This window comes from Corynebacterium glyciniphilum AJ 3170 (genome assembly GCF_000626675.1).
GTDB classification, from domain to species: Bacteria; Actinomycetota; Actinomycetes; order Mycobacteriales; family Mycobacteriaceae; genus Corynebacterium; species Corynebacterium glyciniphilum.
In genome coordinates this window covers 437,674-463,194 of the sequence record NZ_CP006842.1, presented here as the reverse complement: position 1 = coordinate 463,194, position 25,521 = coordinate 437,674, and the positions used below count along the sequence as shown (strand labels likewise).

Annotated in this window: 32 protein-coding genes; 14 read left to right on the top strand and 18 right to left on the bottom strand. The window is 66.7% G+C overall.

All coding sequences use genetic code 11. From position 1 onward, the window contains the following. Positions 1 to 2 precede the first annotated feature (2 nt). Positions 3 to 383 (bottom strand): DUF488 domain-containing protein, encoded by a 381-nt coding sequence (locus tag CGLY_RS02185; protein ID WP_038545773.1) that lies wholly within the window; start codon positions 381 to 383, stop codon positions 3 to 5. Positions 384 to 470: 87 nt separating this feature from the next. Here CGLY_RS02185 and CGLY_RS02180 point away from each other — a divergent pair, with 87 nt between their 5' ends. Next, positions 471 to 1,706, top strand: coding sequence for an HNH endonuclease signature motif containing protein (locus CGLY_RS02180; RefSeq protein ID WP_038545770.1), 1,236 nt, complete (start codon positions 471 to 473; stop codon positions 1,704 to 1,706). A 64-nt stretch (positions 1,707 to 1,770) separates the two neighbouring features. Here CGLY_RS02180 and CGLY_RS02175 read toward each other — a convergent pair whose 3' ends face one another. Continuing rightward, positions 1,771 to 2,076: a GlsB/YeaQ/YmgE family stress response membrane protein gene (locus tag CGLY_RS02175; RefSeq protein ID WP_052540561.1), complete on the bottom strand. Its 306-nt coding sequence runs from the start codon at positions 2,074 to 2,076 to the stop codon at positions 1,771 to 1,773. 47 nt (positions 2,077 to 2,123) lie between these two features. Beyond that, the gene (locus CGLY_RS02170; RefSeq protein WP_038550917.1) at positions 2,124 to 2,864 is read right to left on the bottom strand and encodes a hypothetical protein; all 741 of its coding nucleotides are present in this window, start codon (positions 2,862 to 2,864) and stop codon (positions 2,124 to 2,126) included. Positions 2,865 to 2,928: 64 nt separating this feature from the next. Between CGLY_RS02170 and CGLY_RS02165 the strand changes: the two genes are divergently transcribed. Beyond that, positions 2,929 to 3,498 (top strand): TetR/AcrR family transcriptional regulator, encoded by a 570-nt coding sequence (locus tag CGLY_RS02165; protein ID WP_081804004.1) that lies wholly within the window; start codon positions 2,929 to 2,931, stop codon positions 3,496 to 3,498. Positions 3,499 to 3,505: 7 nt separating this feature from the next. Here the strand turns inward: CGLY_RS02165 and CGLY_RS02160 are convergent, their stop codons facing one another. Beyond that, positions 3,506 to 4,459, bottom strand: coding sequence for an NAD(P)H-dependent flavin oxidoreductase (locus CGLY_RS02160; RefSeq protein WP_038545767.1), 954 nt, complete (start codon positions 4,457 to 4,459; stop codon positions 3,506 to 3,508). A 67-nt stretch (positions 4,460 to 4,526) separates the two neighbouring features. Between CGLY_RS02160 and CGLY_RS02155 the strand changes: the two genes are divergently transcribed. Continuing rightward, the gene (locus CGLY_RS02155; RefSeq protein ID WP_038545764.1) at positions 4,527 to 4,847 is read left to right on the top strand and encodes a hypothetical protein; all 321 of its coding nucleotides are present in this window, start codon (positions 4,527 to 4,529) and stop codon (positions 4,845 to 4,847) included. On the opposite strand, the gene CGLY_RS02150 is transcribed toward CGLY_RS02155, so the two are convergent. After that, complete coding sequence (locus CGLY_RS02150; protein WP_038545762.1) at positions 4,823 to 5,299, bottom strand: flavodoxin; 477 nt, start codon at positions 5,297 to 5,299, stop codon at positions 4,823 to 4,825. The two genes, CGLY_RS02155 and CGLY_RS02150, sit on opposite strands and share 25 nt — an antisense overlap. 29 nt (positions 5,300 to 5,328) lie before the next feature. Here CGLY_RS02150 and CGLY_RS02145 point away from each other — a divergent pair, with 29 nt between their 5' ends. Both CGLY_RS02145 and CGLY_RS02140 read left to right on the top strand, forming a co-directional pair. Next, positions 5,329 to 6,042 carry a glutamine amidotransferase-related protein gene (locus CGLY_RS02145; protein ID WP_038545759.1) on the top strand — a complete coding sequence of 238 codons (714 nt, stop codon included), beginning with the start codon at positions 5,329 to 5,331 and terminating at the stop codon, positions 6,040 to 6,042. Between the two features lie 30 nt (positions 6,043 to 6,072). Further along, complete coding sequence (locus CGLY_RS02140; protein WP_038545757.1) at positions 6,073 to 6,651, top strand: gamma carbonic anhydrase family protein; 579 nt, start codon at positions 6,073 to 6,075, stop codon at positions 6,649 to 6,651. Here CGLY_RS02140 and CGLY_RS02135 read toward each other — a convergent pair. Genes CGLY_RS02135 through CGLY_RS02120 form a run of 4 tightly spaced genes read right to left on the bottom strand, consistent with a single transcriptional unit; the run spans position 6,644 to position 11,112 of the window. Next, positions 6,644 to 7,393, bottom strand: coding sequence for an NAD-dependent deacylase (locus CGLY_RS02135; RefSeq protein ID WP_038545754.1), 750 nt, complete (start codon positions 7,391 to 7,393; stop codon positions 6,644 to 6,646). The genes CGLY_RS02140 and CGLY_RS02135 overlap by 8 nt on opposite strands. After that, positions 7,377 to 9,074, bottom strand: coding sequence for a purine-cytosine permease family protein (locus CGLY_RS02130; protein WP_038545751.1), 1,698 nt, complete (start codon positions 9,072 to 9,074; stop codon positions 7,377 to 7,379). The genes CGLY_RS02135 and CGLY_RS02130 overlap by 17 nt, the downstream gene beginning before the upstream one ends. A gap of 59 nt (positions 9,075 to 9,133) precedes the next feature. After that, positions 9,134 to 9,787: a dethiobiotin synthase gene (bioD, locus tag CGLY_RS02125; protein ID WP_038545748.1), complete on the bottom strand. Its 654-nt coding sequence runs from the start codon at positions 9,785 to 9,787 to the stop codon at positions 9,134 to 9,136. Continuing rightward, positions 9,784 to 11,112, bottom strand: coding sequence for an adenosylmethionine--8-amino-7-oxononanoate transaminase (locus CGLY_RS02120; RefSeq protein WP_038545745.1), 1,329 nt, complete (start codon positions 11,110 to 11,112; stop codon positions 9,784 to 9,786). Before CGLY_RS02120 ends, bioD begins: the two co-directional genes overlap by 4 nt. Positions 11,113 to 11,149: 37 nt before the next feature. Between CGLY_RS02120 and CGLY_RS02115 the strand changes: the two genes are divergently transcribed. Next, positions 11,150 to 12,364 (top strand): aminotransferase class I/II-fold pyridoxal phosphate-dependent enzyme, encoded by a 1,215-nt coding sequence (locus tag CGLY_RS02115; protein WP_052539493.1) that lies wholly within the window; start codon positions 11,150 to 11,152, stop codon positions 12,362 to 12,364. On the opposite strand, the gene CGLY_RS02110 is transcribed toward CGLY_RS02115, so the two are convergent. From CGLY_RS02110 to CGLY_RS02080, 7 genes are read right to left on the bottom strand one after another with little or no spacing between them, the layout of a single operon-like run. Then, positions 12,276 to 13,208, bottom strand: a complete 933-nt coding sequence (locus CGLY_RS02110) for an urease accessory protein UreD (protein ID WP_038545742.1) — start codon at positions 13,206 to 13,208, stop codon at positions 12,276 to 12,278. The two genes, CGLY_RS02115 and CGLY_RS02110, sit on opposite strands and share 89 nt — an antisense overlap. Beyond that, positions 13,205 to 13,864: an urease accessory protein UreG gene (gene ureG / locus CGLY_RS02105; protein WP_052539491.1), complete on the bottom strand. Its 660-nt coding sequence runs from the start codon at positions 13,862 to 13,864 to the stop codon at positions 13,205 to 13,207. The genes CGLY_RS02110 and ureG overlap by 4 nt, the downstream gene beginning before the upstream one ends. A gap of 12 nt (positions 13,865 to 13,876) precedes the next feature. Next, positions 13,877 to 14,611, bottom strand: coding sequence for an urease accessory protein UreF (locus CGLY_RS02100; RefSeq protein WP_227590345.1), 735 nt, complete (start codon positions 14,609 to 14,611; stop codon positions 13,877 to 13,879). Beyond that, positions 14,611 to 16,338, bottom strand: a complete 1,728-nt coding sequence (gene ureC, locus CGLY_RS02095; protein WP_038545739.1) for an urease subunit alpha — start codon at positions 16,336 to 16,338, stop codon at positions 14,611 to 14,613. The genes CGLY_RS02100 and ureC overlap by 1 nt, the downstream gene beginning before the upstream one ends. Further along, positions 16,335 to 16,733, bottom strand: coding sequence for an urease subunit beta (locus tag CGLY_RS02090; RefSeq protein ID WP_038545736.1), 399 nt, complete (start codon positions 16,731 to 16,733; stop codon positions 16,335 to 16,337). Before CGLY_RS02090 ends, ureC begins: the two co-directional genes overlap by 4 nt. A gap of 9 nt (positions 16,734 to 16,742) precedes the next feature. Further along, on the bottom strand, positions 16,743 to 17,477 hold the full coding sequence (locus CGLY_RS02085; protein ID WP_038545734.1) for a hypothetical protein: 735 nt from the start codon (positions 17,475 to 17,477) through the stop codon (positions 16,743 to 16,745). A gap of 9 nt (positions 17,478 to 17,486) precedes the next feature. Next, positions 17,487 to 17,792 (bottom strand): urease subunit gamma, encoded by a 306-nt coding sequence (locus CGLY_RS02080; protein ID WP_038545731.1) that lies wholly within the window; start codon positions 17,790 to 17,792, stop codon positions 17,487 to 17,489. 267 nt (positions 17,793 to 18,059) lie between these two features. Between CGLY_RS02080 and CGLY_RS02075 the strand changes: the two genes are divergently transcribed. After that, positions 18,060 to 18,338: a hypothetical protein gene (locus CGLY_RS02075; RefSeq protein WP_038545728.1), complete on the top strand. Its 279-nt coding sequence runs from the start codon at positions 18,060 to 18,062 to the stop codon at positions 18,336 to 18,338. A gap of 120 nt (positions 18,339 to 18,458) precedes the next feature. Here CGLY_RS02075 and CGLY_RS02070 read toward each other — a convergent pair whose 3' ends face one another. Next, positions 18,459 to 19,292, bottom strand: coding sequence for an alpha/beta fold hydrolase (locus tag CGLY_RS02070; RefSeq protein ID WP_038545725.1), 834 nt, complete (start codon positions 19,290 to 19,292; stop codon positions 18,459 to 18,461). An 86-nt stretch (positions 19,293 to 19,378) separates the two neighbouring features. Continuing rightward, entirely contained in the window at positions 19,379 to 19,666 is a 288-nt protein-coding gene (locus CGLY_RS02065) for an ArsR/SmtB family transcription factor (protein ID WP_144313720.1), read from the bottom strand. Between the two features lie 151 nt (positions 19,667 to 19,817). Here CGLY_RS02065 and CGLY_RS02060 point away from each other — a divergent pair, with 151 nt between their 5' ends. The 7 genes from CGLY_RS02060 to CGLY_RS02030 all read left to right on the top strand — a co-directional run bounded on the left by CGLY_RS02060 (position 19,818) and on the right by CGLY_RS02030 (position 25,519). Then, the gene (locus tag CGLY_RS02060) at positions 19,818 to 20,537 is read left to right on the top strand and encodes an ABC transporter ATP-binding protein (RefSeq protein WP_038545719.1); all 720 of its coding nucleotides are present in this window, start codon (positions 19,818 to 19,820) and stop codon (positions 20,535 to 20,537) included. Further along, a complete protein-coding gene (locus CGLY_RS02055; RefSeq protein WP_038545716.1) occupies positions 20,534 to 21,262 on the top strand; it encodes an ABC transporter permease in 729 nt (242 codons plus the stop codon). The genes CGLY_RS02060 and CGLY_RS02055 overlap by 4 nt, the downstream gene beginning before the upstream one ends. Continuing rightward, entirely contained in the window at positions 21,259 to 21,870 is a 612-nt protein-coding gene (locus CGLY_RS02050; protein WP_038545714.1) for a TetR/AcrR family transcriptional regulator, read from the top strand. The genes CGLY_RS02055 and CGLY_RS02050 overlap by 4 nt, the downstream gene beginning before the upstream one ends. 160 nt (positions 21,871 to 22,030) lie before the next feature. Further along, positions 22,031 to 23,053 (top strand): FecCD family ABC transporter permease, encoded by a 1,023-nt coding sequence (locus CGLY_RS02045; RefSeq protein WP_081803741.1) that lies wholly within the window; start codon positions 22,031 to 22,033, stop codon positions 23,051 to 23,053. Beyond that, positions 23,050 to 24,027: an ABC transporter substrate-binding protein gene (locus CGLY_RS02040; RefSeq protein ID WP_038545711.1), complete on the top strand. Its 978-nt coding sequence runs from the start codon at positions 23,050 to 23,052 to the stop codon at positions 24,025 to 24,027. Before CGLY_RS02045 ends, CGLY_RS02040 begins: the two co-directional genes overlap by 4 nt. Then, a complete protein-coding gene (locus CGLY_RS02035; RefSeq protein WP_038545708.1) occupies positions 24,024 to 24,812 on the top strand; it encodes an ABC transporter ATP-binding protein in 789 nt (262 codons plus the stop codon). The genes CGLY_RS02040 and CGLY_RS02035 overlap by 4 nt, the downstream gene beginning before the upstream one ends. Further along, positions 24,809 to 25,519: a class I SAM-dependent methyltransferase gene (locus tag CGLY_RS02030; protein ID WP_038545705.1), complete on the top strand. Its 711-nt coding sequence runs from the start codon at positions 24,809 to 24,811 to the stop codon at positions 25,517 to 25,519. The genes CGLY_RS02035 and CGLY_RS02030 overlap by 4 nt, the downstream gene beginning before the upstream one ends. The last annotated feature ends 2 nt before the right edge of the window (positions 25,520 to 25,521 follow it).

Genomic DNA, 25,521 nt, shown 5'->3' with positions numbered 1-25,521 from the left:
CCCTATCCCACGTGGCTGTCCAGCCAGGCACGGAGCACCCGTGCGTGCGTATGTTCGGTGTCCTTCCCCGCAAACAGGAGCAGAACATCCCGGTGCTTCAGCTCGTTGCGGATCTCGGAGAGTGCGTCGTCCAGTTCGCCGTCTACATGCCGCTGATCAAGTTCAGACCGGTAGGCATCTCCGAACTGACTCCAGCTAAGAACACCTCCATGAAAATCCTTCCTGAGCTGGTCAGAAGGAGAGAGTTCCTTGAGCCACCCCGACAGCGGAAGGCTGTCCTTCGCTACTCCACGGGGCCACAACCGGTCAACAAGAAACCTCGCTCCGGCGACATGGTCACCGTTCCGGACGTCGTACACACGTGCAATGTCGAGAGTACCCATCGTTCTCCCTGCTATTCGAACATACTGTTGACTGTGTCCGTGCTCCAGTATACGCTTCAAGGCACAAACACAACGGGGGTAGCGAAGGTGACGACAGCGACAGGGACGGTCGGGGCGGACATTGACGCTATTCAACTCCACCTGAACAAGGGGGAGATGGTACTTGTTGCCCATCTGATGAAGATCCCCCGGGACGCACGCCTGGCTGCCGCGACGGCACTTCGGGGGCGGTCCCGCGCCGATGCACTGCGGTTCGCCCATTCCGGCGAACTTGCCTCCCGCAATATCGAACTCTTCGCCGCCGTCGTCGGTAGCGGTGTGGTCACCGCCGAGCATCTCGACCTGATCTGGGGCCGCCTTAACCGTCAGCTGGTCACCATTCCTACGGCCCGTCAGGACGAGATCCTCGGACACCTGGACTCGGCGGTGAACGCACACGTCACACCGTGGCTGCGGGACATGGTGACACCGGTGTCGCTGACCGAGCTCCGCGACCGTGTCGACGAGGCGATCCTCGACATTGCCCCCGGGCTCGCCGCAGAGACAGCCATCGCCGAGGAGGACTCCGCGACCCTGCGGCGTCGCGGAAACACGTTCATCTTCACTGCCGGGTGCGAGACCACCAGCGCCGCGATCGACGCCGGACTGGAGAAGCGCATGCGTGAACTGCTCGCCGGACTCCGGCGTGAGCGCATCCTGACCGATGAAGACGAACGCAGGTCTCTGCCGACTCCGTCTCAGCTTAAGGCACAGATCCTCATGGAGCTGCTCGGCAATACCCCGGAGGCGATGACTATCCGGGTAAACCTCTACCGCGCGACGCTCGACGGCATCCACGGAACCGGTGCCGGATATGTCGCCGATGTCGGGTGGATCAATGCCCGGACAGCGGACCGCTTTGAGGACGCGGCGACCACCGTCAAGGAGATCCCGGTCGACCCCGCCCAACACCCGGAGTCCGACGGCTACCCTTTCCTCCTGCAGGACCGGAACTACCTCGAGGGACGGGATGCGACCTGCAGGTTCCCGCAGTGCACCGTTCCGGCTAACCTGTGCGAGAACGACCACATCGAGAATTCCCCTTTCACGGATCCCACCAGCAACGGCCCCACCAGTGTGCGCAACGGTCAGAAACTCTGCCGCGCCCACCACCGCCTGAAGACCGAAGGAACGTGGACGTGTTCCACCCCGGACGACGGGTTCACCATTGACTGGGTCGGCCCCGGTGGCCGGAGCTACTCCACCCACGCCACCGGACCGCTAGCCCGCGCCTGGCAGAACAGCCAGGGGAACACCGGGGATCCGGACGAACCGCCCGGCTGATCGCCGGGCACGAGAAGACCCCCGCACCGCAGGTGCAGGGGTCACTGGTGCTGCCCGAGGACCGCTACCGCTTCCTGTTGCCGGTCACCAGACCGACGAGGAAGAGAAGGATAACCGAGCCGAGGAGACAGGTGAGGAAGCTGAAGATCCAGCCACCACCCGCGACGTTCACGTTGAGCAGCGTGAGAAGCCAGCCTCCGAGCAGACCGCCGATCACGCCGACGATGATGTTGAGGATAATACCCATCTGGGCGTCGGTCCCCATGATCTTGGATCCGATCCAACCTGCCAGACCACCGATGATGATCCAACCGATAAAACTCAGGGGAGGAGCAGAGTCAGCTGCAAGAATGAGTGTATTGGTGTCCATGACAACATTCATACGCGAGATCGGCATAAATCCGGCTGACGGGGTAATCAGTATCCGTCATCCATGGCGACCCCATGCAGCTCCTCGGATACCCTCCCTGCCAGGGCTCCGTCCTCCCACAGGGTTGTGACCACGGCCTCGCTGCTTCCGTCTGGCAGTGACGGAACCGCACCGACAAGCCTTTCCCGCACGTGGCGGAACACACGGCACTGCGCCTGGCGGTGTGCGAACGGCACCGGTGCAATGTCACGTCCGGTGTGGTGCTGAACGTCCGGGATCAGCCCCCAGCTGCTGCGGTAGATGTCGTACCCGTCAAGTTCTTCACTGTTGTCCAGTGTCAGTGTGTCGCCGACGTGGATCCGGTCATAGTTCGGGGCCTCGGTCTCGTCGACGCAGTCGAGCTGCTCTTCGTCGAGGAAGCTCACCCACATCGTCGTATGTGTGCCCGGTTGCCGGTACGGAGCAGCGGCGATGTAACCGCGGGGGCTGACGTGGGCGGTGAACGCCGTCGTCGTGTCCGGGACGCAGGCCCGGATGAACGGGACCACGGCAGACACCCCGTTGTTCCGTAGCTTGGTGCGCATCACCCCCGGCGACGCATTCGAACCGACGGCAACGACCGGCGTGCGGTCAAGGTCGTCGGCGATTCCCACCAGGCCTACTTCACCGGGGAAGTACCCCTCTGCGGTCAGCGTCCCGGACGAGGTGGGCCAGGGTCCGGGATACAGCCACGGGGTGGCTGTGAGGTCGACATCGAGACAGGGCGCGTGCTCAGGTACAGCAGTCATGACGTCACCCATCCTACGCGACCCTGCGCAATCGTCCCACCAGTCACAGGATACGATCTGGTACATGCGTACAATGACCCGCCGGGACGAAGTCTTCGACGCCGTGGACCGGCTCATCGGCAGAGAAGGGATTCCGGCAGTCAGCATGCGTGCCGTCGCCGCGGAGGCCGGCGTCTCCCTCCGACTGGTCCAGTACTACGGGACGGACAAGAACACGCTGCTCTCAGCATCCCTGCAGCGTCTCTCGGACCGCAGCATCCGGCGGTGGTGCGAGCAGCGCACGACGAACACATCCCTGCGCTCAGTCATTGAGGGGTATTTCGCCGCCACCCTCCCGGTCGACGAGGAAACCTGCGCCTTCCACCGCATCAGCGTGTCTATGGAACTCATGGCGGTAACGGGCACCGAGCCCGCGGCGTCAGCGTACCGTCAGCACCTTGCAGCAACAGGCACCGAGTTCACCGAGGCTTGCCTGGAAGCGATCCCGGAACTCGGAGAGGAGACCGCCGGAAGCATCGTCGATACAGCGATGGCACTGGGACACGGCCTGGGGTCGCTGCTCATGGCGGGGCGCATCAGCGAAGAGTCCGCCCGTGCCACCGTGGCGGCGATGGTTGCCGACCTGCCGGGCTAGCGCGGCGTCAGAACCTTTTCAGCAGGTCGTAGGCCTCCTGCGCCATCCGGGCGATGGTCTCACCGGCAGGTTCGCGTTGCCGCACCAGACCGACCCCCTGGCCGGCGTGCAGCTTAAGGTCGTCCGCGTAGCGCCCGCCGGGGCCCCGCGCGGCGACGAGTTCCTCGTCCGTCACCGAACTGTCGCTGGCGTACCGGTCGACGAAATCATTGCGGACGGTCCGCGTCGGCCACGCCTCAATATCCCAGCCGACCTGCTCGGCACGATCGTAGATCCCGGTCAGCACGGTGTTGCGGGACGACGCTGTCACCGCCGCGGCCTTGAGATCGTCCGAACCGGCAGATTCGGGGGACGCCAGCAGTGCCGTCCCGATCCAGGCAGCGTCCGCCCCGGCGGCGAGGACGGCTGCAAGACCGCGTCCGGTGCCCACCCCACCCGCCACAGCAACCGGGACGCCAGGCGCGTGCGCCGCGGTGTAGTTGAGCACCTGCTGCATCAGTGGCATCGTCCCGATGCGTCCGGTGTGTCCACCGGCGTCGGTCCCCTGGACACACAACACGTCCACCTCAGCTTCGAGAGCCTGACGCACCTGGGGCATGTCGTTGACCGGCGCCACCACGCTGATGCCCGCGGCGTGCGCACGGGCCACCCATGGTGACGGATCGCCGAAGGCCAGCGACACCACAGTCGGGTTAGCCTCCAACGCCGCGGTGAAGACCTCGTCGGTCAGGGCCCAGACCATCAGCCCGATGCCGAAGTTCCCTCCCCCACCGGCGATCTCAGCCTGCTCCCGTACCCACGCCGGGGACGTCGACGCCCCCACCCCGATCATTCCGAGCCCCCCGGCCCTGCTCACGGCGGCAGCGAGGTCACCGCCGGCGCGGCCTGCCATCGGCGCACCGATGATCGGCACGTCGATGCCCCACAGTCTCGTCAGCAACGTGTCGGGTAGCTGTGTCACGGTGGTCCTCCGTTTTCCTTTCCCCGTCTGACTTCTGGTCGTACCCCTCAAGGGTAGCCTGGCGGGCATGGACATGACACTGAAGAAAGCCAAGGACGTCAACACCGCCGCCGTCACCACCCTCGGACTGATCGGGGGATGGGTGAGCGCCCGGGAGACCGGTATCCGCCCCCTCGGCGGTGTCCTGCTCGCCGCCGCCGGCGTGTACGCCGGGCGCACCTGGCTCGCCAAGGGTGGTCCCGCGCTGACCGCAGGTCTGACCACCGCCTACGTCGCCGGGTTCGGCCTCTCCCACCCGCTGGCGAAGAAGATGGGGTCCTGGCCCGCTGTGCTCACCGTCACCGCCGGTGTCGCCGGCGCGTCCTACGTGCTGGCGGACAAGAAGTAGGCGCCGACGGTGTTCTCTGCCATTGCGCGCAGCTCATCGAGATGAGGGTCGATGTCGCCGGTGAAGGTCACCGGCTCGGCTGCTGAGGTCCAGCCGAAGCCGGTGGCTATCTTCTCCAGCGCGTTCTCGGCACCGGTGGTGTCGTAGCCGCCGCGGATCCAGTAGGAGAAGAGTTTCTCGCGGTCCTGGTTCTGGATGAACGTCGAGTCGAAGTAGTGCTTCAGCGCGCCGGAGATGTAGCCGAAGTTCGCGGTGGTCCCCAGGATCACCGCCGCAGCTCCGTAGAGTTCATCTCCATCAGGTTCCAGGGCATTACGCTCCCTGACCTCGAGTGATTCATCGAGTTCCTCACTGACCTGTGCTGCCGCGTCGCGGGCAGCCTCGATGACGGTCGTCGCGATCGTGCGCAGCTTGTCGGTCGGACTGTGATGGACAATCAACACATAAGCCATACCCCCATGATGCACGTATCCTGGACGGCATGGCAGACAACGACCTCAGCACCATCGTCCTGCGGCACGTCTCCTTCGAGGACGCCGGCTCATGGGACGACCTCCTGCAGCCGAGTTACGTGGATGTCGGCGTTGACTTCCCGCCCGGCCCTCTGGAGGCCGACCTGCTGGTCGTGATGGGTGGGCCGGTGAACGCCGAGGACGGTGACTACCCGTATCTCGCCGATGAGATTGAGTTGATCCGGTCCCGTCACGCCGCGGGTCGTCCCGTGCTGGGCGTGTGCCTCGGCGCGCAACTGCTCGCACTCGCCCTGGGTGGCCGGGTCATCCCGTCGGCGGGGCCGATGCAGATCGGATGGTCGCCGGTGACGCTCACCGACGCCGGGGCGTCCGGACCGTTGCGCGCCCTGGAGGACCGCCCCGTCCTGCACTGGCACGGCGACAGGGTCGAACTGCCCGTCGGCGCCGCCGCCGCAGCGGCGGGTGTGCAGCGGCTCGCCTATGACGACGACACTCCTGTCCAGGCCTTTCGGTCGAACCATGCCCTCGGTCTGCAGTTCCACCCCGAAATCGACCCAGAGGCTTTCGAGAAGTGGCTGATCGGCCACCACACCGACCTGGAGAGGTATGACGTGGACGTCGATGGCCTGCGGGCGCAGACTGCGGAGCTCGCCCCACGACTCGTGGGCCCCTCGCGGAAGATGGTGGTGGACTGGGTGCGCAGTGTCGGTCTTATCGACTGAACAGGCTGATCCGTAGTTACAGTGGGGAACATGGACATCTACCAGAACCCTCGCACCAGCGGCCCCCTGATCCTGCCGTTCGACGGGAAGGTGCCGCGTATCCACTCCACCGCCTACATTGCACCGACAGCCGTACTCATCGGCGACGTCGAGATCGGGCCCGACTCTTCAGTGTTCTACGGCGTGGTCATCCGTGCCGATGTCGGCGCGATACGGATCGGCGCGCGCACGAATATTCAGGACAACAGTGTGCTGCACGTCGACAGTGGTGTGTCCAACGTCCTCGGTGACGATGTCACCGTGGGGCACCAGGCCCTTGTCCACGGCAGCAGCGTCGGTGACGGCACCCTGATCGGCATGTCGTCCTCACTGCTCAGCGGCTCGACGGTGGGAAGCGGGACACTCGTCGCCGCCGGTGCCACCGTCCTGGAGGGGCAGGACGTCCCGGACGGTGTCCTCGCCGCCGGGTTGCCGGCGAAGGTGCGCCGCGAGCTGTTGCAGGAGGAGCGGGACGGGCTTGTCACCCACGCCGGGCACTACGTGGAGATCGCCAAGGGCCAGATGCCCCCGGGGGACGCGCTGAGCCTCGACGAGGTGCGCTTCATCTGAGCAGTCGGGGCAGCCCCACCGCTGCCGTGGTGCGCAGCGACCATGTCGCCACCGGGGTGAGATCCGTGTCATCGGGGCTGATCTCCACCACGGGCACACCACGGGACGCGGCGATACGCGGCAGCCCCGCCGCCGGGTAGACCACCCCGCTGGTTCCGACGATCACCACCAGGTCACAGGTCTCCATGGACTCCTCGGCGGCGACGAAATCCGCGTGCGGCAACGCTTCACCGAACCAGACGACGCCGGGCCGCACGGGGTTTCCGCAGATCCGGCACTCCGGCGGCTGGATGCGGTCAACCGGGTCGTCGCCGAGAGACGGCAGTGCAGGCTCCGCGGCCGGGGCACCGCAGATCGTGCAACGGAAGGAGAACAGACTGCCGTGCAGGTGGGAGACGTCGCTACTCCCGGCGTGTTCATGCAGGTCATCGATGTTCTGGGTGGTGACGTGCACGGTGACGCCGGGCATGTCCTGCCACGCCGCCACCGCGCGGTGACCGTCGTGGGGGACGGCGGCACGGGCTTTCGCCGCCCGCCACAGATACCAGGCCCACATGGGATCGGGGTCGCGGGACCAGGAGTCGATGCTCGCCATGGCCTGCGCATCCACATTGCTCCACAGGCCGGTGGTGGCGTCGCGGAACGTGTCCAACCCGGAGTCCGCGCTCATCCCCGCACCGGTGAAGACCTCGATGCGTCGGGCGTCGCGGACGGTGGCCGGCAGGTCAGCGGGGAGTTCCATGCTCCAAGGGTAGGACGTGCTCCCCCGAGGCGTCCAGGGTGAGCGCCAGCGACGAGATGTACTGTGTCTTCCCGTCCGGCCCCGGCACCGCGGAGGCGAGCATGTCGGGGCGCTCACAGGATTCGCCCGTGACTGCACAGGTCAACCGGTCGTCGGCAGGGTTGCCGTCGGCGTCCTCCATCGGCAGGTCGATGCCGTCGGAGTCACGGCGCAGGTACCAGCGTCCCTTCGTGACGACCGCCATCAGCGGGGTCACGACCACGGCGATCACCGCGGCGAACAACGGGGAGAAGGGGGCGACGGTGTCCCCGAAAGCGCCGAAGAACATCGCGATGGACACCCCGCCGGACAACACGACGGACGTGATACCGACCGGGTTGTAGTCGAAGAGCATGCCGCGACGGAACTCCGGGCGTTTCGGCGAGATGCCGAGGATGTACTTGTTGACCACAATGTCGGCCGCGACGGTGAAGATCCAGGCAATCGCCAGGTTGGAGTAGAAGCTGAGCACGAAGCTCAGCACGCTGAACATGTTGAACTCCATCAGCGCCAGGGAGATCGACACGTTGAGCACCACGAACCAGACGCGCCCCGGGTAGCGCTTGGTGGTGCGCGAGTAGATGTTCGTCCAGGCCAGGGAGCCGCAGTAGGCGTTGGTCGTGTTGATCTTGATCTGGGAGATGACCACCAGGATCACCGCCAGAGTAACGGCCAGCCACCCGGGCATCATCTGCCGGTACTCCGTCATGAACTGGTTGACCGGTTCCACGGCGATGTCCGCGCTCTGCCCGACGACCGAGATCATGTAGACCGCGAGGAATACTCCGAGGATCTGCTTGATCGCGCCGAGCACGACCCAGCCGGGTCCGCCGCAGATCACCGCAGCCCACCAGGACCGGCGGTTGGCGTCCGTCTTCGGGGGCATGAACCGCAGGTAGTCGATGTTCTCGGCGATCTGGGCGGTCAGTGACAGGCAGACGGCGGCAGCGAGCATCATCGCGGCGAACGAGACGGGCGCGTTGTTCTCACCGCCGTACTCCAGGAATGTGCCGACCGAGGACGGTTCCTGGATGACGAGGACGATCAGGGGGATGAACATCATCACCAACCACAGCGGGTTGGTCCACGAGTGCAGCTTCGACAGCAGCTTCATGCCGTAGATGACCAGCGGGATGATCATCAGCGAGCTGATCGCGTACCCGGCCCACAGCGGGATGCCGAGACCCACCTTGAGCCCCTGCGCCATGATCGCACCCTCGGTGGCGAAGAGGATGAAGGTGAAGGAGACGAAGATGAGGTTGGTGATGATCGACCCTTTGTAACCGAACCCGGACCCCCGGGTGATCAGGTCGAGGTCCACGTTGTAGCGGGCAGCGTAGTAGGCCAACGGGAAACTGGAGATGAAGATCAGCAGCGCGGCGATGAGGATGCCGCCGACCGCGTTGGTGGTGCCGTGTTCCACGCCGATGGCCGCACCGATGGAGAAGTCGGCGAGGTAGGCGATACCGCCCAGGGCACTGGCCGCCACGGCCGCCGGCGTCCACGTGCGGTAGTGGCGCGGGGCGAAACGTAACGAGAAGTCCTCGGTCCCCACCGGACTGGACGGTGGTGCCACCTGAGGTTCACTGGACGGCGCCGGGCCCGCCTGCGTCGCATGGAGTGTCTGGGTTGTGTTCGTCATGGAACAGGACGCTACGGTCGCCGTTTTTCCGGCAGGGTGCCGTGGGGGTTTCCCGGAGGTTACAGTTCCGGGAGCTCCACCCAGCCGACGGCACCGGCCCGGAACGTCTCGACGTCGAGCGTCGACACACCGGCGGGGATCCCACCGAGCCACTGTGCTGTCGTCAGCGCGTCGAGGGTCGTGGCCGTCGCGGCATCGGGATCCGCGGGGACGGATCCGCCGATGACCCCGAGGCAGTCGACACCCCGGTGTTCCAGCGCCTCGAGAGTCAGGGCGCAGTGGTTGAGGCTGCCCAGACACGTTGTCGTCACCACGACCACCGGTGCACCGAGCCGGACGGCAAGATCGGCGAGGGTGTAGCCGCCGAGACTGACCAGCAGTCCCCCGGCACCTTCGACGAGGACGACCCGCCCCGGCCCGTCGAGGGCACTGAGGGTACGGGCGGTCTCGTCCAGACCTGGCAGGATCACGCCGGCCCGTCGCGCGGCGGCGACCGGTGCCAGCGGCTCCGGGCAGGTGACGAAGCAGTGTGTGTCGGTGATCCCCGTCAACGTGGTGACGGTACGCAGGTCACCGTGTCCGGGAGGCTCGCCGGTCTGCACGGGTTTGACCACGGTGACGCGGTGCCCGGCGTCCTCCAGACGGACGGCCAGTGCCGCGGTGGCGACCGTCTTCCCGACGTCGGTGCCGGTGCCGGTGACGAGGAGGATCATCGTGGCCCCACCGCCTCACACATGGCGGAGGTGATCTGACCGATCTCTCCGTCGGTACAGGTGAACGGGGGCATGGTGTAGAGCAGTCGTCCGAAGGGACGGAGCCACACGCCACGCGCCACCAGGTCGGCGGTGACCCGCGCCGTATCCACCGGGCCGGTGGTCTCCACCACGCCGATCGCCCCCAGGACACGGACATCCACGACCCCCGGGGCATCCCGCAACGGTGCCAGTCCGCTGCGCAGGAGCTCGGCGATCCGAGGTATCCGCTCGCGCCAGTACCCGGACTCCACCAGATCCAGGGCCGCGAGTGAGACAGCACAGGCCAAGGGGTTGCCCATGAACGTCGGACCGTGCATCAGCGCTCCGCCACCCGGTCCGGAATCCACGGCGGTGGCGACACGGTCGGTGGACAACGTGGCGGCGAAGCTCATGAAACCGCCGGTCAGCGCCTTGCCTATACAGAGGATATCGGGGACGACGCCGGCGGCTGTGCCGACCAGCTCATCGCCGGTGCGCCCGAACCCGGTGGCGATCTCATCGAGGATGAGCAGTGTCCCGGTGTCATCGCACAGACGCCGTAGCCCGGTCACCAGAGCATGGTCGTGGAACCGCATCCCACCGGCGCCCTGGACCACCGGTTCGACGATGACGGCGGCGACGTGGTTCTCCTCGACAGCGGTGCGTATCCGGCACAGATAGGCGTCGATGACCTCCGGAGTGCTGCCACGGGGTGGTGGCGCCGGCACGAAGACCTGTGGAGTGAGCACACCGGTCCACAGGGCGTGCATGCCGCCGTCGGGATCGCAGACGCCCATCGGCCCCTGGGTATCCCCGTGGTACCCGCCGCGCCAGGTCAGGAAGCGGTTCCGCTCAGGCCGTCCGACGCCCCGTTGGTACTGCAATGCCATCTTCAATGCGACCTCGACGGCCACCGACCCGGAGTCGGAGTAGAACACCGACGTCAACGGGTCACCGAGAAGGCCCGGCCCGTGGACGAAGTCGATGAGTCGTTCGGCGAGTTCCGCTGCGGGCTGGTGCGTCAGACCGCCGAACATCACGTGGCTCATCCGGTCGACCTGGCGGTGTGCGGCAGCCCGGAGGTGGGGGTGACCGTGCCCGTGGCAGGCCGCCCACCAGGAACTCATGCCGTCGATGACCTCGCGACCGTCCGCCAGATGTAACCGGGTGCCGGACGTGGACGCCACCGGCAGGTTCTCTGACGCCGTATGTCGCGACGCATAGGGATGCCAGACGTGCCGTCGGTCAGACTCGGCGACACGGCTGGCGTCCCAGGCGTACGTCGCATGCTCTACACTATTCACACCACCAGGCTATACACTGTTCAATTAAGGAACCACCGTGACCTCCCGTACCGGTCTTCAGACCCACCTTGCCGACCGCCTGCAGACCTGGCGCACCGCCGGACTCGGTCGCTCCACCGTGGACCTCTCCAGCGGCCAGCACCCGGTCGTCGACATCGACGGTGACCGCCGCCTGCTGTTCTCCTCGAGCAACTACCTGGGCCTCTCCCACCACCCCACCGTGGTGGCCGCAGCCGTGGCCGCCACCCGTGCCTTCGGCACCGGTGCCGGTGGCTCCCGTCTCACCACCGGATCCACGACCCTGCACCGGCAGCTCGAGGACGAACTCGCCGACTGGCTGGGATACCCGGACTGCGTCGTCTTCCCCACCGGCTACGCCGCGAACCTTGCTGCACTGACCGTCCTGGCGGATGACACAGTCACCGTCTTCTCCGACGAGCGCAACCATGCCAGCATCATCGACGGCTGCAGGTCAGCGAAGAGCAACGGTGCCGACGTGCGCGTCTACCCGCACCAGGACATGCATGCACTGCGCAGGCTGCTCGACTCACGGCGGACGCCGCACGGGCTCGTCGTCACCGACGGCGTATTCTCCATGGACGGTACCGTGGCGCCGGTAGGCACCCTCGTCCCGCTGGCCCGGGAGCACGGCTGCATGGTCCTGGTCGACGACGCCCACGGCATCGGCACCCTCGGCGACGGACGCGGCAGCGCCGCACCCCACTCCCCCGCGCCGGATGTCCTGGTCGGCACGCTGAGCAAGGCACTGGCCGCCGAGGGAGGCTTCCTCTGCGCCGACACCGTCACCTGTGACCTACTGCGGAACCAGGCACGCCCGTTCATCTACTCCACCGCCTCCCCTGCCCCGACCATCGCCGCCGCGCTGGCCGCCGTGCGACTGGTACGTTCCGACCCCGGGCACGTCCGAGAACTGCAGGACAATGTCCGGCGCCTCACCGCCGGGCTGGGCCTGGCAGGCACGACAGGGACACCGATCATCCCGGTACCTGTCGGCGACGAAGCAGAGGCCATGGCCGTGGCAGATGCACTGCGACAGGACGGATTCCACATTCCGGCGATCCGCTACCCCACCGTCCCCCGCGGCCGGGCGATCCTGCGTGTCACTGTCATGGCGACCCACACCGACGCGCAGATCGACGCACTCACATCCGCCGTAGGTCGATGGCGGGCCGCCCGAGCAGCTGCTCCCGTGCCAGACCGTGAACCGCCTCAACCACCAACCGCACGCTGACCGGGTCATCGCCGGCCACCCGCACGGTAATTCCTTCGTCCGCGACCATCGTCGACGCCACGGCGGTGAGCTGCTCCGACGCCGTCGGAAGGTCGTCGCGCAGCACGGCCAGCAGCCCGGGGACGTCGGACGGAGACGCCGGCACGATGAGCACCGTCCCCCATACCGCCCAGCGTGACAGCAGCATCTCGGAGCGCGCCGTCGCGCCGGTGACGCACAAGGTGTCGGACAACAGCGGACGGCCGTCGCGGGTGACGCGGAAACGCTGTGCCAGGGCATCAAAACCGTTGCGCTCCCCGCGGGCGAGTCGGCCGGTGAGCATCACTTCCGCAGCAAGCACCGTGCCCCCGGGCGCAACCTCAACATCTGTGGTCTGCAGCAGGCGTGAACCGCCGAAGAGGATCGTCTGACCCGGCAGGTACTCGCACACCGCACCATCGGCGACGTGCAGGCTCACCCACTGCGACGCCATCCCGGCATCCATCCGGTGCACCGGCGTGCCGGCCTGGGTGGTCACCGTCGCCTGGGCGTCCGGGGGCAGCGTGACGACCTGCCGGATGCGGTCGTTCTGGGCCAGCCCGCCACCGGTGGTACGGATGTAGAGGAACGCCTCCCCGGGGCCGGACGGATCAATGTACAGCGGACGGGTCAGCTGCATCGGCGCTTTGACGTACCGGGACGACACCCCGGTCCGTCCGTCCTTCACTCCCAGCGTGACATCGAGGACACCGACCTTGCCGGGGCGACCCACCGCCATCACCCCGCCGACGGAACGCTCCCCCGCGATGTCCACCATCTCGTGCGGGACGGGCGGGGTGAGGGCGGACGGGTCGAGCGACCTCACTCCCGGGACTCCCGGAACCCCTCCAGTTTCTGCTGCAACTCGGTGATCCCCTGCCCGGAGAAACAGTCGGTGAGGACGACAGGGTTACCGTCGCGCACGTCGACGGCGTCGGCGTTCATCACCGTGAGGTCGCAGCGCACGTACTGGGCGATATCGGTCTTGTTGATCACCAGGATGTCGGACTCGGTAATGCCGGGACCACGCTTCTTCGGCATCTTCTGCCCCTCGGCGGTATCCAGGACGAAGACGAACACGTCCACCAGCGCCGGAGAGAAGGTGAGCGTGAGGTTGTCTCCGCCGGACTCGAAGAACAGGGTGTCGATCTCCGGGTGCTCATCGAGCAGGTCCGCGGCGGTCATGAGGTTCATCGTCGGGTCGTCGCGCACCGCGGTGTGCGGGCAGGAGCCGGTCTCGACCCCGATGACCACGTCGGGGCTGATCACGCCGTCGAGCTCCCGGCGGACGTGCATGGCGTCCTCCTGGGTGTAGATGTCATTGGTGATCACGCCGACGCGGCGTCCGGCCTCGACGAAGCGGGGGACGAGGGCCTCGATCAGGGCGGTCTTGCCGGAGCCGACGGGGCCGCCGATGCCGATGCGCAGCGGTGACCCGGTGCCGGTGACAGGGTCTGGGGTGGACGGGGAGGTGGTGGTCATGGTCGTGCCTTTCTAGCTCATGAACAGTCGGGCGGGGGCGGTCTCGTGTGCGGCGGAGGCCAGATCGCTACCGGGGCTCGCACGGCCCAGCAGACTCCAGTCACTGTTGGTGAGGAGTTCTGCCGCGGTACGGACCGCCCGTCCGGCGACCTCGACAATCACCGGGTGGGATGCGGTGACCGCGACCTGGGCACCGATATGGTCACACTGGCGTAGCCGCAGCGCCGCGCCGGCCCAGCCGACGGCGAGGCCGGTGAGTTCGGTCGCCACCGCTGTCACGGCGTCCATCCCGTGGGACGCATGTACCAACCCGGCTGCGACGGCCTGGTTTCCCGGGGTGTCCTTGGCAGCGACCGCCGCGGCGTAAGCGCGCAGGACATCCGATTGAGGCTCACCGAGCCGGGACTCGACATCAGCTGTGACCAGCAGCAGCTGGCGTCCCACCCGGGTCGACGCCCGGCGCAGCTCACCGGTGACCTTCGTGGCAGAGAGCTCATGGTCCAGGGCGACCAGGGTGGTGAGGTCGTCCGTCATCACGGCGACAGCGGTGGCCACCCCGTCGCCGGGACCTGCGGTGTGGCGCAGGTGGTCGAGCAGCACCTCGGTGACCTGCTGCGTTCCACAGACCCGCCCAGCCTGCACCAGCCCCTCCAACCCGTGGGACAGAGTGTAGCGCCCCGACGGGTAGGCAGAGTCCGCGTAGGTCAGGGCCTGCAGGAACGGGAGCATCGACGACGACGGGGCCATCAGAACAGGAAGAACTTCTGCGCGAGCGGCAGCGTGGTCGCCGGGGCGATCGTCGCGGCCACGCCGTCGACGGTGACCTCGTAGGTGTCCGGATCCACAGCGATGTCGGCGAGACGGTCGTTGCGCACCATATCCTTCTTACCGATGTCGCGGGTACCCGCCACCGGCAGGACGGTGGAGGTCAGGCCGAGTTGGTCGGGTACACCTGCCTCGATCGCCGCGGCCGACATGAATGTCACCCGGGTGCTCTGCAGGGCAGTGCCGTAATTGGCGAACTGGTCACGGTAGAGGACGGGCTGCGGGGTCGCCAACGAAGCGTTCGGATCACCCATCTGCGCGTACGCGATCCTGCCCTGACGCAGCACCAGGCGCGGTTTCGCGGCGAAGGAGTCGACCGGCCACAGCACCAGGTCAGCCAGTTTTCCCGGTTCGATGCTGCCCACGTACCCGCCGATGCCCTGGGCGATGGCCGGGTTGACCGTCATCTTCGCCACGTAGCGCAGCACCCGGTTGTTGTCTGCCCCGGTGCCCGCATCCTCGTCCAGCTCACCGAGCTGTTCCCGGCAGTGGTGGGCGGTCTGGAACGCGCGGATCCAGGACTCGCCGACCCGACCCATCGCCTGCGAGTCCGAGCTGAAGATGCTGATGATGCCGAGGTCGTGCAGTACCGTCTCTGCGGCGATGGTCTCAGCGCGCACCCGGGAGTCAGCGAAGGCCACGTCCTCGGGGATGTCGTGGGACAGGTGATGGCAGACCATCACCATGTCCAGCAACTCCTCCACCGAGTTCACCGTGTAGGGCAGCGTGGGGTTCGTGGACGCGGGCAGCACGTTCGGCATGCCGGTGACACGCAGGATATCCGGCGCGTGGCCGCCACCGGCGCCCTCGGAGTGGAAGGTGTGCACGGGGCGGCCCTTGAAGGCACGGGCGGTGGACTCGAAGAAGCCGCCCTCGTTGAGGGTGTCGGTGTGGATGGCGAGCTGCACGTCGAACTCGTCGCAGACGTCCATGGCGGTGCGGATCGTCGCCGGGGTGGCGCCCCAGTCCTCGTGGATCTTCAGTCCCGCAGCGCCGCCGCGGATCTGCTCGGCCAGTGCCTCCGGCAGGGACCCGGATCCCTTGCCCAGGAAACCGGTGTTGACCGGCATGCCCTCGGCTGCCCGCAGCATGAACTGCACGCCGGACGCCCCGGGCGTGCAGGTGGTCCCGAGGGTGCCCTCGGCCGGGCCGGTGCCGCCGCCGAAGAACGTGGTGATGCCGTTGGCCAGGCCATGCTCGGCCTGCTGCGGAGTGATGTAGTGGATGTGGGTGTCCACTCCCCCGGCGGTGAGGATGCGGTGCTCCCCGGCAATGACCTCGGTGCCAGGGCCGATGACCAGCTCGGGATCCACCCCGTCCTGCGTGTTCGGGTTACCGGCCTTGCCGATCTTCACGATACGGCCGTCCCGGATGCCGACGTCGCCTTTGACCACGCCGGAAACCGCGTCGAGGACGATGACACCGGTGATGACGGTATCCAGTGCCCCGGAGGCGGCGGTGGCGGTGGGGTCCTGCGCCATGCCGTCGCGCACGGCCTTGCCACCGCCGTACACGGACTCGTCACCGTAGGCGTCGGCGAGATAGTCGTGCTCGATGCGGACTGTCAGGCACGTGTCCGCCAGGGTGACGGTGTCGCCGGTGGTGGGGCCGTAGATCTCGGTGTAGCGGGACCGGTCGATAGTACTCATGGACGTGTCTCCAGCTCATCGTTGGTGGCGAGGAATCCCGGCAGGTTCTCCAGGGCGCGGGCTTTCACCGCCGGATCGTCGAGTCGTCCTTCGACCAGTCCCGCGAACCCGTGCAGGACCCGCCGACCACCGAAGTCCACCAACTCCACCTCGCGGGTGTCACCGGGTTCGAAGCGCACCGCCAGTCCGGAGGGGATCGCCAGGTGTGTCCCCCAGGACGCCTCGCGATCAAAACTGAGGGCGGGGTTGACCTCGAAGAAGTGGTAATGAGAGCCGACCTGGACGGCCCGGTCCCCGGTGTTGGACACACGGAGCGGCCTGGTGGCACGCCCCAGATTCAGCTCGATCATCGTCGGCTGGTCGGGGGCCAGGCCGTAGCTGGCGGATCCGGACATGGAACTCTCCTAGTGGTGGTGGGGGTGGCTGTGGGCGTGGGAGTGCGCGTGCCCGTCTTCGTCGCCGTGGGAGTGAGCGAAGCCGGTGGCATGGTCGGCGAGCAGGCCAGCGGCGATGCCGTCGTCGTGGTGGTCACGAAGCAGGTGAAGCGCCGTGTGTGACGCGCGCTGCACTGCCGTGGCCAAGGACGACGGGCGGAACAACGGAATCCCACCGTCCGCACCCAGGTCCGCACGAATCTCGGCGACGCTCGTCCCACCGAGGAGACCGAGTCGTTCCCTCGCGGTGGCCGGTGACGGCCACGACCCGTCGAAAGCAACCTCCACCAGGAGATCCTCAGAGAACTGCTGGGCCAGGCGTACCCGTCGCAACAATTCGGCGTCGGCGAACGGGTCGACGGTGTTAGCCCGGAACAGGACACCGTCATGTGACGTCGCTGCAGCACGCAGATGGCGCCGCATCTCGGCGATCGCGCGGGTGGCGTCGATCAACGACGGTCCGAGCACCACCTGTGTCCCGGAGCGCTGCGCCCACTGCAACGCTTGAGCAGCTTGAGTGACTGATGTCAGGGCACGCCCCGTGCCTGCGGGGACGACCACCAGCGGCACGTCCTGCGTCCGTGCCTGTTCGGCGTGGCGGGCGAGGTCGCGTGGGCCGGTGACCACCGGCACACCCGTGGCGTCCTGCAGTGCTGCCGGGGTCGGTACCTCGGCTCCGGCGTAGAGAACGGTGAGGGACTCCATGGGTACCGGTCACATCCCGATCGGGTCATGGACGCTGACGAGCTTCGTGCCGTCCGGGAACGTGGCCTCGACCTGGATCAGGGTCAGTCGTTCACGGACACCGTCCTGCACGTCCTCGCGGCCGAGGACCTGCGTGCCGATCTCCATGGCTTCAGCGACGGTCCGGCCGTCCCTGGCCGCCTCAATGACGGCCTCGCTGATCAGGGCCGTGGCCTCGGGCACGTTGAGAGCGAGTCCCCGGGCCTTTCGCCTGCGGCTGACCTCGGCAGCGGTGAAGATGAGGAGCTTCTCCTGCTCCCGGGGACTGAGTTCCACAATGCGTCCTTCTGTGCGTGCTGATGCGAACCGGCCGGTAGGCGTACTTGTACAACGGTAGCGAAACGCGACGGGCCCTGGGGGCGGCGTGCTGGAGGTTTTACCCGGCGGAAACACGGCGGGGGTACGGGTCCTCTCCCAGATGGCGCACTCGAGACACAGGTTAGAAGTAGGCACCATCCTGTGCACGCATTCAGGCCCGAGAGCGTGCACAGGATGGTGCCCATTTTCCGAGGGTCTTCTGTCCCCCGAACCGAGCGAGGCCCGGTGTCGGACCATCCCGCGACACCGGATGCCCCGCGCGGACTAGATCTGCCGGATCCCAGCGCCGCTTTCCAGGAACTACTGAACAAGTACGGGGCCTCCGGCCTCATGGAGGAGACCAGGGAACTCTTCCGGACCGATGGCATCACCAGCATCGACATATTTCCGTCGCAGCTTCTCAAGCGTGAGATCGCGAGAACTGTCGAGCTCAACGCCGTGGCACTCCTAGATACATGCACTCGCTCACGGACCAGGACACTGCCGAAGCCGACATGGCGTTAGATGCTATAGAACGCAACCTTCAGATCATCGGCGAAGCAACCGTCCACCTCCCGCCTCTTGCCGATGTGCTGCGACGTCACCTCAACGAGCGGCAACGGCAGAAACACCACCCGTACGGTGTCAGTCCGCGAGGAACTCCAGCAGCGAGGCGTTGAACTCGGCGGCGTGGCTGGCGTTCAACCCGTGCGGCGCGCCCTCGATCACGGTGGTGCGGCTGTGCTGCACCATCTCGGCGGTGCGCTTACCGGAGCCTTCGAACGGCACGATGTCGTCCGAATCGCCGTGGATAATCAGCGTCGGGACCTCGATCTTCGGCAGGTCCTCGCGGAAATCCGTGGTACCGAAGGCTTCCATGCAACCCAGTGCCGCGGTCTGGTCACTCTGCTGCGCGAGACGCACCGCCTCCTTCCGGGTCTCCTCGCTGACCTTGAGGTCATCGCCGACAGAGAAGAACCCCATGGTGAAGTCCTCGAAGAAAGCGTCACGGTCGGCGCGGAGGCCGTCCTCCATCCCCTTGGCCGCCTCTTCCGTCAGCGGGCCATCCGGATTGTCGTCAGTCTTCAACAAATACGGCGGCACCGCACCGGCGAAGACCACACTGCGGATGCGCGAGGTGTCGCCGACACTGAAGTAGCGCGCCACCTCGCCGCCACCCATGGAGAATCCGACGAGGGTGACGTCAGTGAGGTCGAGCCCGGTCAGCACATCCTCCAGGTCCTTGGCGAGGGTGTCATACTCATAACCGGAGTCGGGTTTGTCGGACCGTCCGAAACCTCGCCGATCGTAGGCGACGACCCGGTAGCCGTTCTTACGCAGGACCTCTGTCTGCGACGACCAGGACTCCGCCGACAGTGGCCAGCCATGGATCAGGACGACGGTACGTCCCAGGTCCCCGGAATCTCCGCTGTCGTCGACGTGCAGGTTCACGCCGTCCCGCGTGGTGATCGTGCTCATGTCCGTAAGCCTCCTCGATGAGAGTTCGGTTGCCTTACCGAGAGTACTTATTCTGCCGGCGTGCGTGGCACGCACTGGTCAGACGGTCAGTGCGCGTGCGTCCCGCCGAAGTGGTGCAGCAACCGGTGCACACGCTCATCGGTGAGGGCGTAACGCATCATCCGCCCGTCTCGGGTCGCGGTAACCACGCTCGCAGTGGTGAGCAGCCGCAGTGCCGCAGACGCTGTCGCGGTTTTCACCCCGGCACGCTCGGCGAGTTCAGACATGCTCAGCGTACCGGGCCCGACGTAGTGCAGGACGGTGAGCAGCCTCAGCCGCGTCGGGTCGCCGAGTAGACGGAACGTCTCCGCCCACTCGTCGGAGAGCGCCCGCATCCGGGACAGATCAGGGTCATGACCTGCGCTCTCCCCGCTTCTCTCCGCTGCACTGTCCATGCCTCTGCACTGTAGCCGAATGTCGTACACTGTGGATCCTTTTACCAGCAGGCTGTTGCGCCGCGCTCCCCGGGGACGATATATTCAACGCATGTTGAATAACACCGCGATCGAGATCACCGATCTTCACGTCACGCGCGGAGAACACCACGTCCTCTCAGGATTCAGCCTCTGCCTGCCCGCCGGCTCGATCACCGGGATCCTCGGCCCGAGCGGATGCGGCAAGAGCACGTTGATCCGAGCAATAGCGGGAGTCCAGATCATCCGGTCCGGTGACGTCACCGTCCTGGGTCACCCGGCCGGCAGCGCGGTCAACCGCGAAAAGGTCGCGTACGTGACCCAGGCGAGCTCCGTCTACCCGGATCTGACGGTGGATCAGAATCTTCGTTATTTCGCCCAGGTCAGCGGAGCGAACCGCACCGCCGTCGAGCAGGCCCTCCGCGACGTCGGACTGACCGGACGCGAAAGCGACCTGACCGGGAACCTCTCAGGCGGGCAACGCGCCCGGGTCTCACTCGCCGCTGCGCTCGTCGGTGACGCTGAGGTGTATCTCCTCGACGAACCGACCGTCGGACTCGACCCCGTGCTGCGCCGCGATCTCTGGAGGTTGTTCACGGGGCTGGCACAGAACGGTAAAACACTCCTGGTCTCCAGCCACGTCATGGACGAGGCCGCACGCTGCGACAGGGTTCTGCTGATGCGTGAAGGACAGCTCATCGCCGATGCGACCCCCGATGAACTCCGGAGAGACTCCGGCCAGAATGATCTGGAGCAGGCTTTCCTGACTCTGGCAGAAAGGAATGCGTCATGACACGCGCACTCTCCACTGCCCGCCGCGTCGGCGCGCAGATCTTCCACGATCCCAGAAGCCTGGCGCTCGTCCTGGTACTTCCGTCACTGCTTCTGTGGCTGTTCAAATACGTCTTCGACGCAAGCCCCGAGATATTCCAACGCGTCGGACCACAGATGCTGGGCCTGTTCCCGTTCATCATCATGTTTCTACTGACGTCGGTGACCATGGTCCGCGAGCGGACGTCGGGAACACTGGAACGCCTGTTGACCACCCGTCTCCGCCGCGGTGAATTCATCGCCGGCTATGCGCTCGCCTTCGGGACCGCCGGGCTCGTGCAGGCTGCGGTAACCTCTGCCGTCGGCATCTGGCTGCTCAACCTGGACGTGGACGCCCCGTGGATACTGGGCATCTTTGCGGTGGCGAATGCCCTGCTGGGTACAAGCCTGGGCCTCCTCGCCTCCGCATTCGCGCGGACCGAGTTCCAGGCAGTCCAGTTCATGCCGTTGGTGGTGATCCCCCAGTTGCTGTTGTGCGGTCTACTCACTCCACGTGGCACGATGGCTACCGTGTTGACCCGCATATCCGATGTCCTGCCGCTGAGTTACTCCGCCGACTCCTTCACCCGCCTCACACAGTCCAGCAGGTGGAACGGCGACTTCGCCGTCGACCTGACGGTGGTCCTGGGCTTCGCCCTGGCGTCGGTGGCTCTGGCTGCCCTGACACTGCGACGTCGCACAGCGTGAGCCCGGAGCGTAGCGGGCGAGGACGGGGGCGGCCGCGCGGCGGAGATGCGGCACAGACCCGGCAGACGATCATCGACGTTGCCCGGGCCCAGTTCGCCGAGCGTGGCTTCCGCGGAGCATCCGTACGCTCCATCGCCGGCGCAGCGGGGGTCGATCCGAGCCTGATCAACCATCATTTCGGCGACAAGGCCCAGTTGCTGGTGGCGACCATGGAACTGCCGTTCAACCCGCTCGAGAGAATCGCAGGGGTCCTGGACGGGCCGCTGGAGGGGCTCGGAGCGCGGCTCGTCCGGACGTTCTGCGGGTCCTGGGATCCACACCGCGACGTGTTCACCACCGCTGTCCGGAGCACATTCGACGGCAGTCTGGAGAATGCCCCGATGCTCAGCCTCGCCCAGAACATCGTGACCGGCAGGATCGCTGAGCGCCTGGACGGTAAGGACGCCCACCTGAGGGCCTCACTCGTGATAAGCCAGCTGGTCGGCCTCGCCATGCTGCGGTATATCGCACGGGTCGAGCCGTTGGCAAGCACGGATGTTGATGACGTCGTCGCCACCTATGCCCCGGCGCTGCAGGCGAACATCACCCCGGACATTTCCACGACGTAAAACCTTCATTCAAACATTCCTTTGAACGTGCGAATACCCCTCCATCGCACTACCGTAATGAGCTGTGACCCTCAGAGCCGAACCCACCGTGCCAGTACCCGGCTCCGTAGAGCGGGACATACTCGGGCATCACGCAGCACGGCGCCGGACGATCCTCTGGATGGCAGCCCTCTCCGTCATTCTTCTCGTGACCGTGGTGCTGGCCGTCGGGGTTGGCCCGGTCTCCATTTCCCCGCTCGATTCAACCCGCATCCTCTCCCACCATCTGTTCGGCACCGCCCTCGACATACCGGACGGCACCGACCTCTCCCGCCACGACGCGGTGATCTGGACAATCCGGATGCCCCGCGCCGTCCTCGCCGCCACGGTCGGCGCAGGCCTCGCCGTCGCCGGCGTCATCCTGCAGGCCACCGTCCGCAACATCCTCGCCGACCCCTACGTCCTCGGCGTGAACTCCGGCGCCTCGGTCGGGGCCGCCGCCGCGATCCTCACCGGTGTCGGCGCCGGCTTCGGCGACTACGCACTGCAGACCAGCGCCTTCCTCGGCGCCACCGTAGCCTCCCTCATCGTCTTCGGCGTCGCCCGCTCCGCAGGGCGCATCACCGCCACCCGCCTGATCATGGCCGGCATCGCCGTGGGCTACGCCCTGTCCGCGGTGACCAGCTTCATGATCTTCGCCTCCGACTCGGCGGAATCCTCCCGGTCGGTGATGTTCTGGCTGCTGGGATCTCTGGGGCTGGCGTCCTGGTCCGGCCCGTTGGCCGCCGTAGTCAGCATCGTCCTGCTCGTCACAGCAGTACTCCTCGTCATCGCCCCGCGGATGGACGCCCTGGCCGCCGGGGACGACACCGCCCTGACCCTGGGCATTCACCCGGATCGTCTGCGCGGCCTTCTCCTGATTCTGTCGTGCCTGCTCGTCGGCACGGTCGTGGCGATGGCCGGATCCATCGGATTCGTCGGCCTCGTCGTCCCCCACCTTGCCCGGAGACTCGTCGGCAGTGCACACCGCTCCGTCGTCCCTGTCGCCGCCGTGCTCGGCGCGATCCTGCTGTGCTGGGCCGACATCGGCTCACGCACACTGCTCGCCCCGCAGGAAATCCCCGTCGGCATCATCACCGCCATCGTCGGTGCCCCGTTCCTCCTCCTGCTCGTCCACCGCATGCACCAGGGAGCCTCCGCATGACACGCAATACAGCCACCACCCTGTCGACCGCATCGATCGTCCTGGCGACATCCCTGCTCCTGGCATCGTGCACGCAGGCCGACGACACAGCAGCAACGACGGTCGACAATTGCGGCGACACCGTCACCCTCGACGGCGTGCCAGACAACGTCACCCTGCTGAAACCCGCCGCGGTGAGCACTCTCAGCGCCCTCGGCGTACTCGACCACGTCACCCACCGGGCCGGGCAGTATCCCACCGAGTACTACGATGACGCCACCAATGCCGTCCTCGACGACATCCCCTCGATCACCGACCGCACCGACGACTCCGGGCACCTGCAGATCTCACGCGAAGAGGTCGTGGCCTCCGGCGCCGACCTCGTCCTCGGTGAAACCGACACAGTGAACCGGCAGACGCTGGCCAGCTCCGACATCCCGTTGATCGAGGAACCGGCCTTCTGTGACGCGATTGACGGCGACGTCACCTGGGACGACGTCTGGGACCAGATCCGGCTCTACGGCACCGTCTTCAACCGTCCGGGCCAGGCCACGGCACTCGTCGACGATCTGCAACGCCGTCTGGACACCGCGCAGGAGGCATCGAAGGCTGCTGGCGCAGGACGCAGCGTCGCCGTTCTGTACCCCACTGTCGGCGGCGGCGTGACCTATGCATACGGCACCGGTTCGATGGCCGCACCCGTCGTTGCGGCAACCGGGGCGTCCAACGTCTACGCCGACCAGAACGAGCGGGTCTTCGACGTCAGCGCCGAAGACATTGTCGACCGCAACCCGGACGTCATCGTCGCCCTGTACAGCTCCGGCGACAGTGACCGCGTCGTTGACGACGTCAACCGTCTCCCCGGCATCGACCGCACCACTGCCGGCCGTGACCAGCGAATCCTGCCGATGCTCCTCAACTACGCCGAACCACCGACCCCGCTCGCCGTCGACGGCGTGGACACCCTGAACAACTACCTGCGGGAGCACCCGTGATCAGTGCAGAGAACATCCAGGTCACCTACGCTGGCCGCCCCGCCATCGACGGTGTCTCCCTCACCGTGCCCTCCCACGGCACGCTCGGCCTCGTCGGGCCCAACGGGTCAGGAAAAACCACGCTGCTGCGCGCCCTCTACGGGGCGGTACCGCTGACGGCCGGTCGCGTCCTGCTCGACGGCGACGACCTTGCGGCCACACGACGCCGCGATATCGCCACCCGCATCGCCGTCGTCGCCCAGGAACGCGACGCCACCTCCTCCGGCATGCCGATGAGCATCGCCGACCTGGTGATGCTCGGACGTCTGCCCCACCAGGGGTTCGGGACACGCACCACCGGCCATGACCGGGCGGTGGCCGCCGGCGCGCTCGACGCCGTCGGGCTCACCGCTCTCGCCCGACGCGACCTGACCAGGCTCTCAGGAGGCGAACACCAACGCGCCCTCATTGCCCGCGCCCTCGCCCAACAGACGCCACACATCCTCCTCGATGAACCGACAAACCATCTCGACATCCGCTACCAGCACGAGATCCTCGAACTGGTCAGCAGCCTGCCCGGATCCGCCGTCGTCCTCCACGACCTGAATCTCGCAGCCCGCTACTGCGACCAGATCGTTGTCCTGGACTGCGGGCGCGTCGTTGCCGAGGGAACACCATGCGAGGTACTCGTCCCCGCCGTCCTGGAACCGGTGTACCAACGCCCCGTGACCCGGGTCGACATCGACGGCGAAATCACCCTGGTCTTCCCTCGCACCGCCGACCGGAAGACGGTCCGCCAGCCATGACCTCAGCATTGCAGGATCGCCTGGACTCCTACTGGTCCGGACGCGCCGTCGATTATCACGTGCACCAGATCACCGGGCCGCGTGCCCCGCTGGACCGTGAGTTGTGGTCGGGAGTGTTCGACTCGCGGTTGCCTGCCAGAGCGGACATCCTTGATACTGGCACCGGCTCCGGCTACCTCGCGAACCTGTTGGCCGGGCTCGGACACCGGGTGACCGGGATCGACAGCTCGTCTGGGATGATCGACGTCGCGCGGGCATCGGGAGGGGACGCGAGCTTCATGCTCGGCGACGCCCACGCACCCGGATTCGACGACGGATCGGTGGACGCCGTCGTGAACCGCTACCTGCTGTGGACGCTGCCGGACCCGCTCGCCGCGGCCCGAGCGTGGCGCCGGGTCGTCCGCCCCGGCGGTGTCATCATCGCCGTCGACGCCACCTGGTTCCCCGGCGGCATCGACCCGGCGATGAAAGTCCCGTCCTCCGACGGCGAGGATGCCTTCGTGCGCACCTACTCGCCGGAGACACTGGCCTCGCTGCCGCTGGGAACGGCATCACATGCCGGGGAGTTCGCCGCGGTGTTCCGCGAGGCCGGCTTCACCTCAGTGTCAGTGGAGGTACTCACGCAGGTCGCCGAGCTCGACCGTCGCTTCGGCGTCGCCCCCGGACACGAGTCACGTCCGCACTTCGTGGTGACCGCGCGGGGGTGATG

What these genes read in the sequence shown, in the direction of transcription:
- CGLY_RS02185 (WP_038545773.1), bottom strand. Translation starts at nt 383, where the DNA reads ATGGGTACTCTCGACATTGCACGTGTGTACGACGTCCGGAACGGTGAC.
- CGLY_RS02175 (WP_052540561.1), bottom strand. Translation starts at nt 2,076, where the DNA reads ATGGACACCAATACACTCATTCTTGCAGCTGACTCTGCTCCTCCCCTG.
- CGLY_RS02170 (WP_038550917.1), bottom strand. Translation starts at nt 2,864, where the DNA reads ATGACTGCTGTACCTGAGCACGCGCCCTGTCTCGATGTCGACCTCACA.
- CGLY_RS02165 (WP_081804004.1), top strand. Translation starts at nt 2,929, where the DNA reads ATGCGTACAATGACCCGCCGGGACGAAGTCTTCGACGCCGTGGACCGG.
- CGLY_RS02155 (WP_038545764.1), top strand. Translation starts at nt 4,527, where the DNA reads ATGGACATGACACTGAAGAAAGCCAAGGACGTCAACACCGCCGCCGTC.
- CGLY_RS02150 (WP_038545762.1), bottom strand. Translation starts at nt 5,299, where the DNA reads ATGGCTTATGTGTTGATTGTCCATCACAGTCCGACCGACAAGCTGCGC.
- CGLY_RS02145 (WP_038545759.1), top strand. Translation starts at nt 5,329, where the DNA reads ATGGCAGACAACGACCTCAGCACCATCGTCCTGCGGCACGTCTCCTTC.
- CGLY_RS02140 (WP_038545757.1), top strand. Translation starts at nt 6,073, where the DNA reads ATGGACATCTACCAGAACCCTCGCACCAGCGGCCCCCTGATCCTGCCG.
- CGLY_RS02135 (WP_038545754.1), bottom strand. Translation starts at nt 7,393, where the DNA reads ATGGAACTCCCCGCTGACCTGCCGGCCACCGTCCGCGACGCCCGACGC.
- CGLY_RS02130 (WP_038545751.1), bottom strand. Translation starts at nt 9,074, where the DNA reads ATGACGAACACAACCCAGACACTCCATGCGACGCAGGCGGGCCCGGCG.
- bioD (WP_038545748.1), bottom strand. Translation starts at nt 9,787, where the DNA reads ATGATCCTCCTCGTCACCGGCACCGGCACCGACGTCGGGAAGACGGTC.
- ureG (WP_052539491.1), bottom strand. Translation starts at nt 13,864, where the DNA reads ATGACCACCACCTCCCCGTCCACCCCAGACCCTGTCACCGGCACCGGG.
- CGLY_RS02100 (WP_227590345.1), bottom strand. Translation starts at nt 14,611, where the DNA reads ATGGCCCCGTCGTCGTCGATGCTCCCGTTCCTGCAGGCCCTGACCTAC.
- ureC (WP_038545739.1), bottom strand. Translation starts at nt 16,338, where the DNA reads ATGAGTACTATCGACCGGTCCCGCTACACCGAGATCTACGGCCCCACC.
- CGLY_RS02090 (WP_038545736.1), bottom strand. Translation starts at nt 16,733, where the DNA reads ATGTCCGGATCCGCCAGCTACGGCCTGGCCCCCGACCAGCCGACGATG.
- CGLY_RS02085 (WP_038545734.1), bottom strand. Translation starts at nt 17,477, where the DNA reads ATGGAGTCCCTCACCGTTCTCTACGCCGGAGCCGAGGTACCGACCCCG.
- CGLY_RS02070 (WP_038545725.1), bottom strand. Translation starts at nt 19,292, where the DNA reads ATGAGCACGATCACCACGCGGGACGGCGTGAACCTGCACGTCGACGAC.
- CGLY_RS02065 (WP_144313720.1), bottom strand. Translation starts at nt 19,666, where the DNA reads ATGCGGGCGCTCTCCGACGAGTGGGCGGAGACGTTCCGTCTACTCGGC.
- CGLY_RS02060 (WP_038545719.1), top strand. Translation starts at nt 19,818, where the DNA reads ATGTTGAATAACACCGCGATCGAGATCACCGATCTTCACGTCACGCGC.
- CGLY_RS02055 (WP_038545716.1), top strand. Translation starts at nt 20,534, where the DNA reads ATGACACGCGCACTCTCCACTGCCCGCCGCGTCGGCGCGCAGATCTTC.
- CGLY_RS02045 (WP_081803741.1), top strand. Translation starts at nt 22,031, where the DNA reads ATGGCAGCCCTCTCCGTCATTCTTCTCGTGACCGTGGTGCTGGCCGTC.
- CGLY_RS02040 (WP_038545711.1), top strand. Translation starts at nt 23,050, where the DNA reads ATGACACGCAATACAGCCACCACCCTGTCGACCGCATCGATCGTCCTG.
- CGLY_RS02030 (WP_038545705.1), top strand. Translation starts at nt 24,809, where the DNA reads ATGACCTCAGCATTGCAGGATCGCCTGGACTCCTACTGGTCCGGACGC.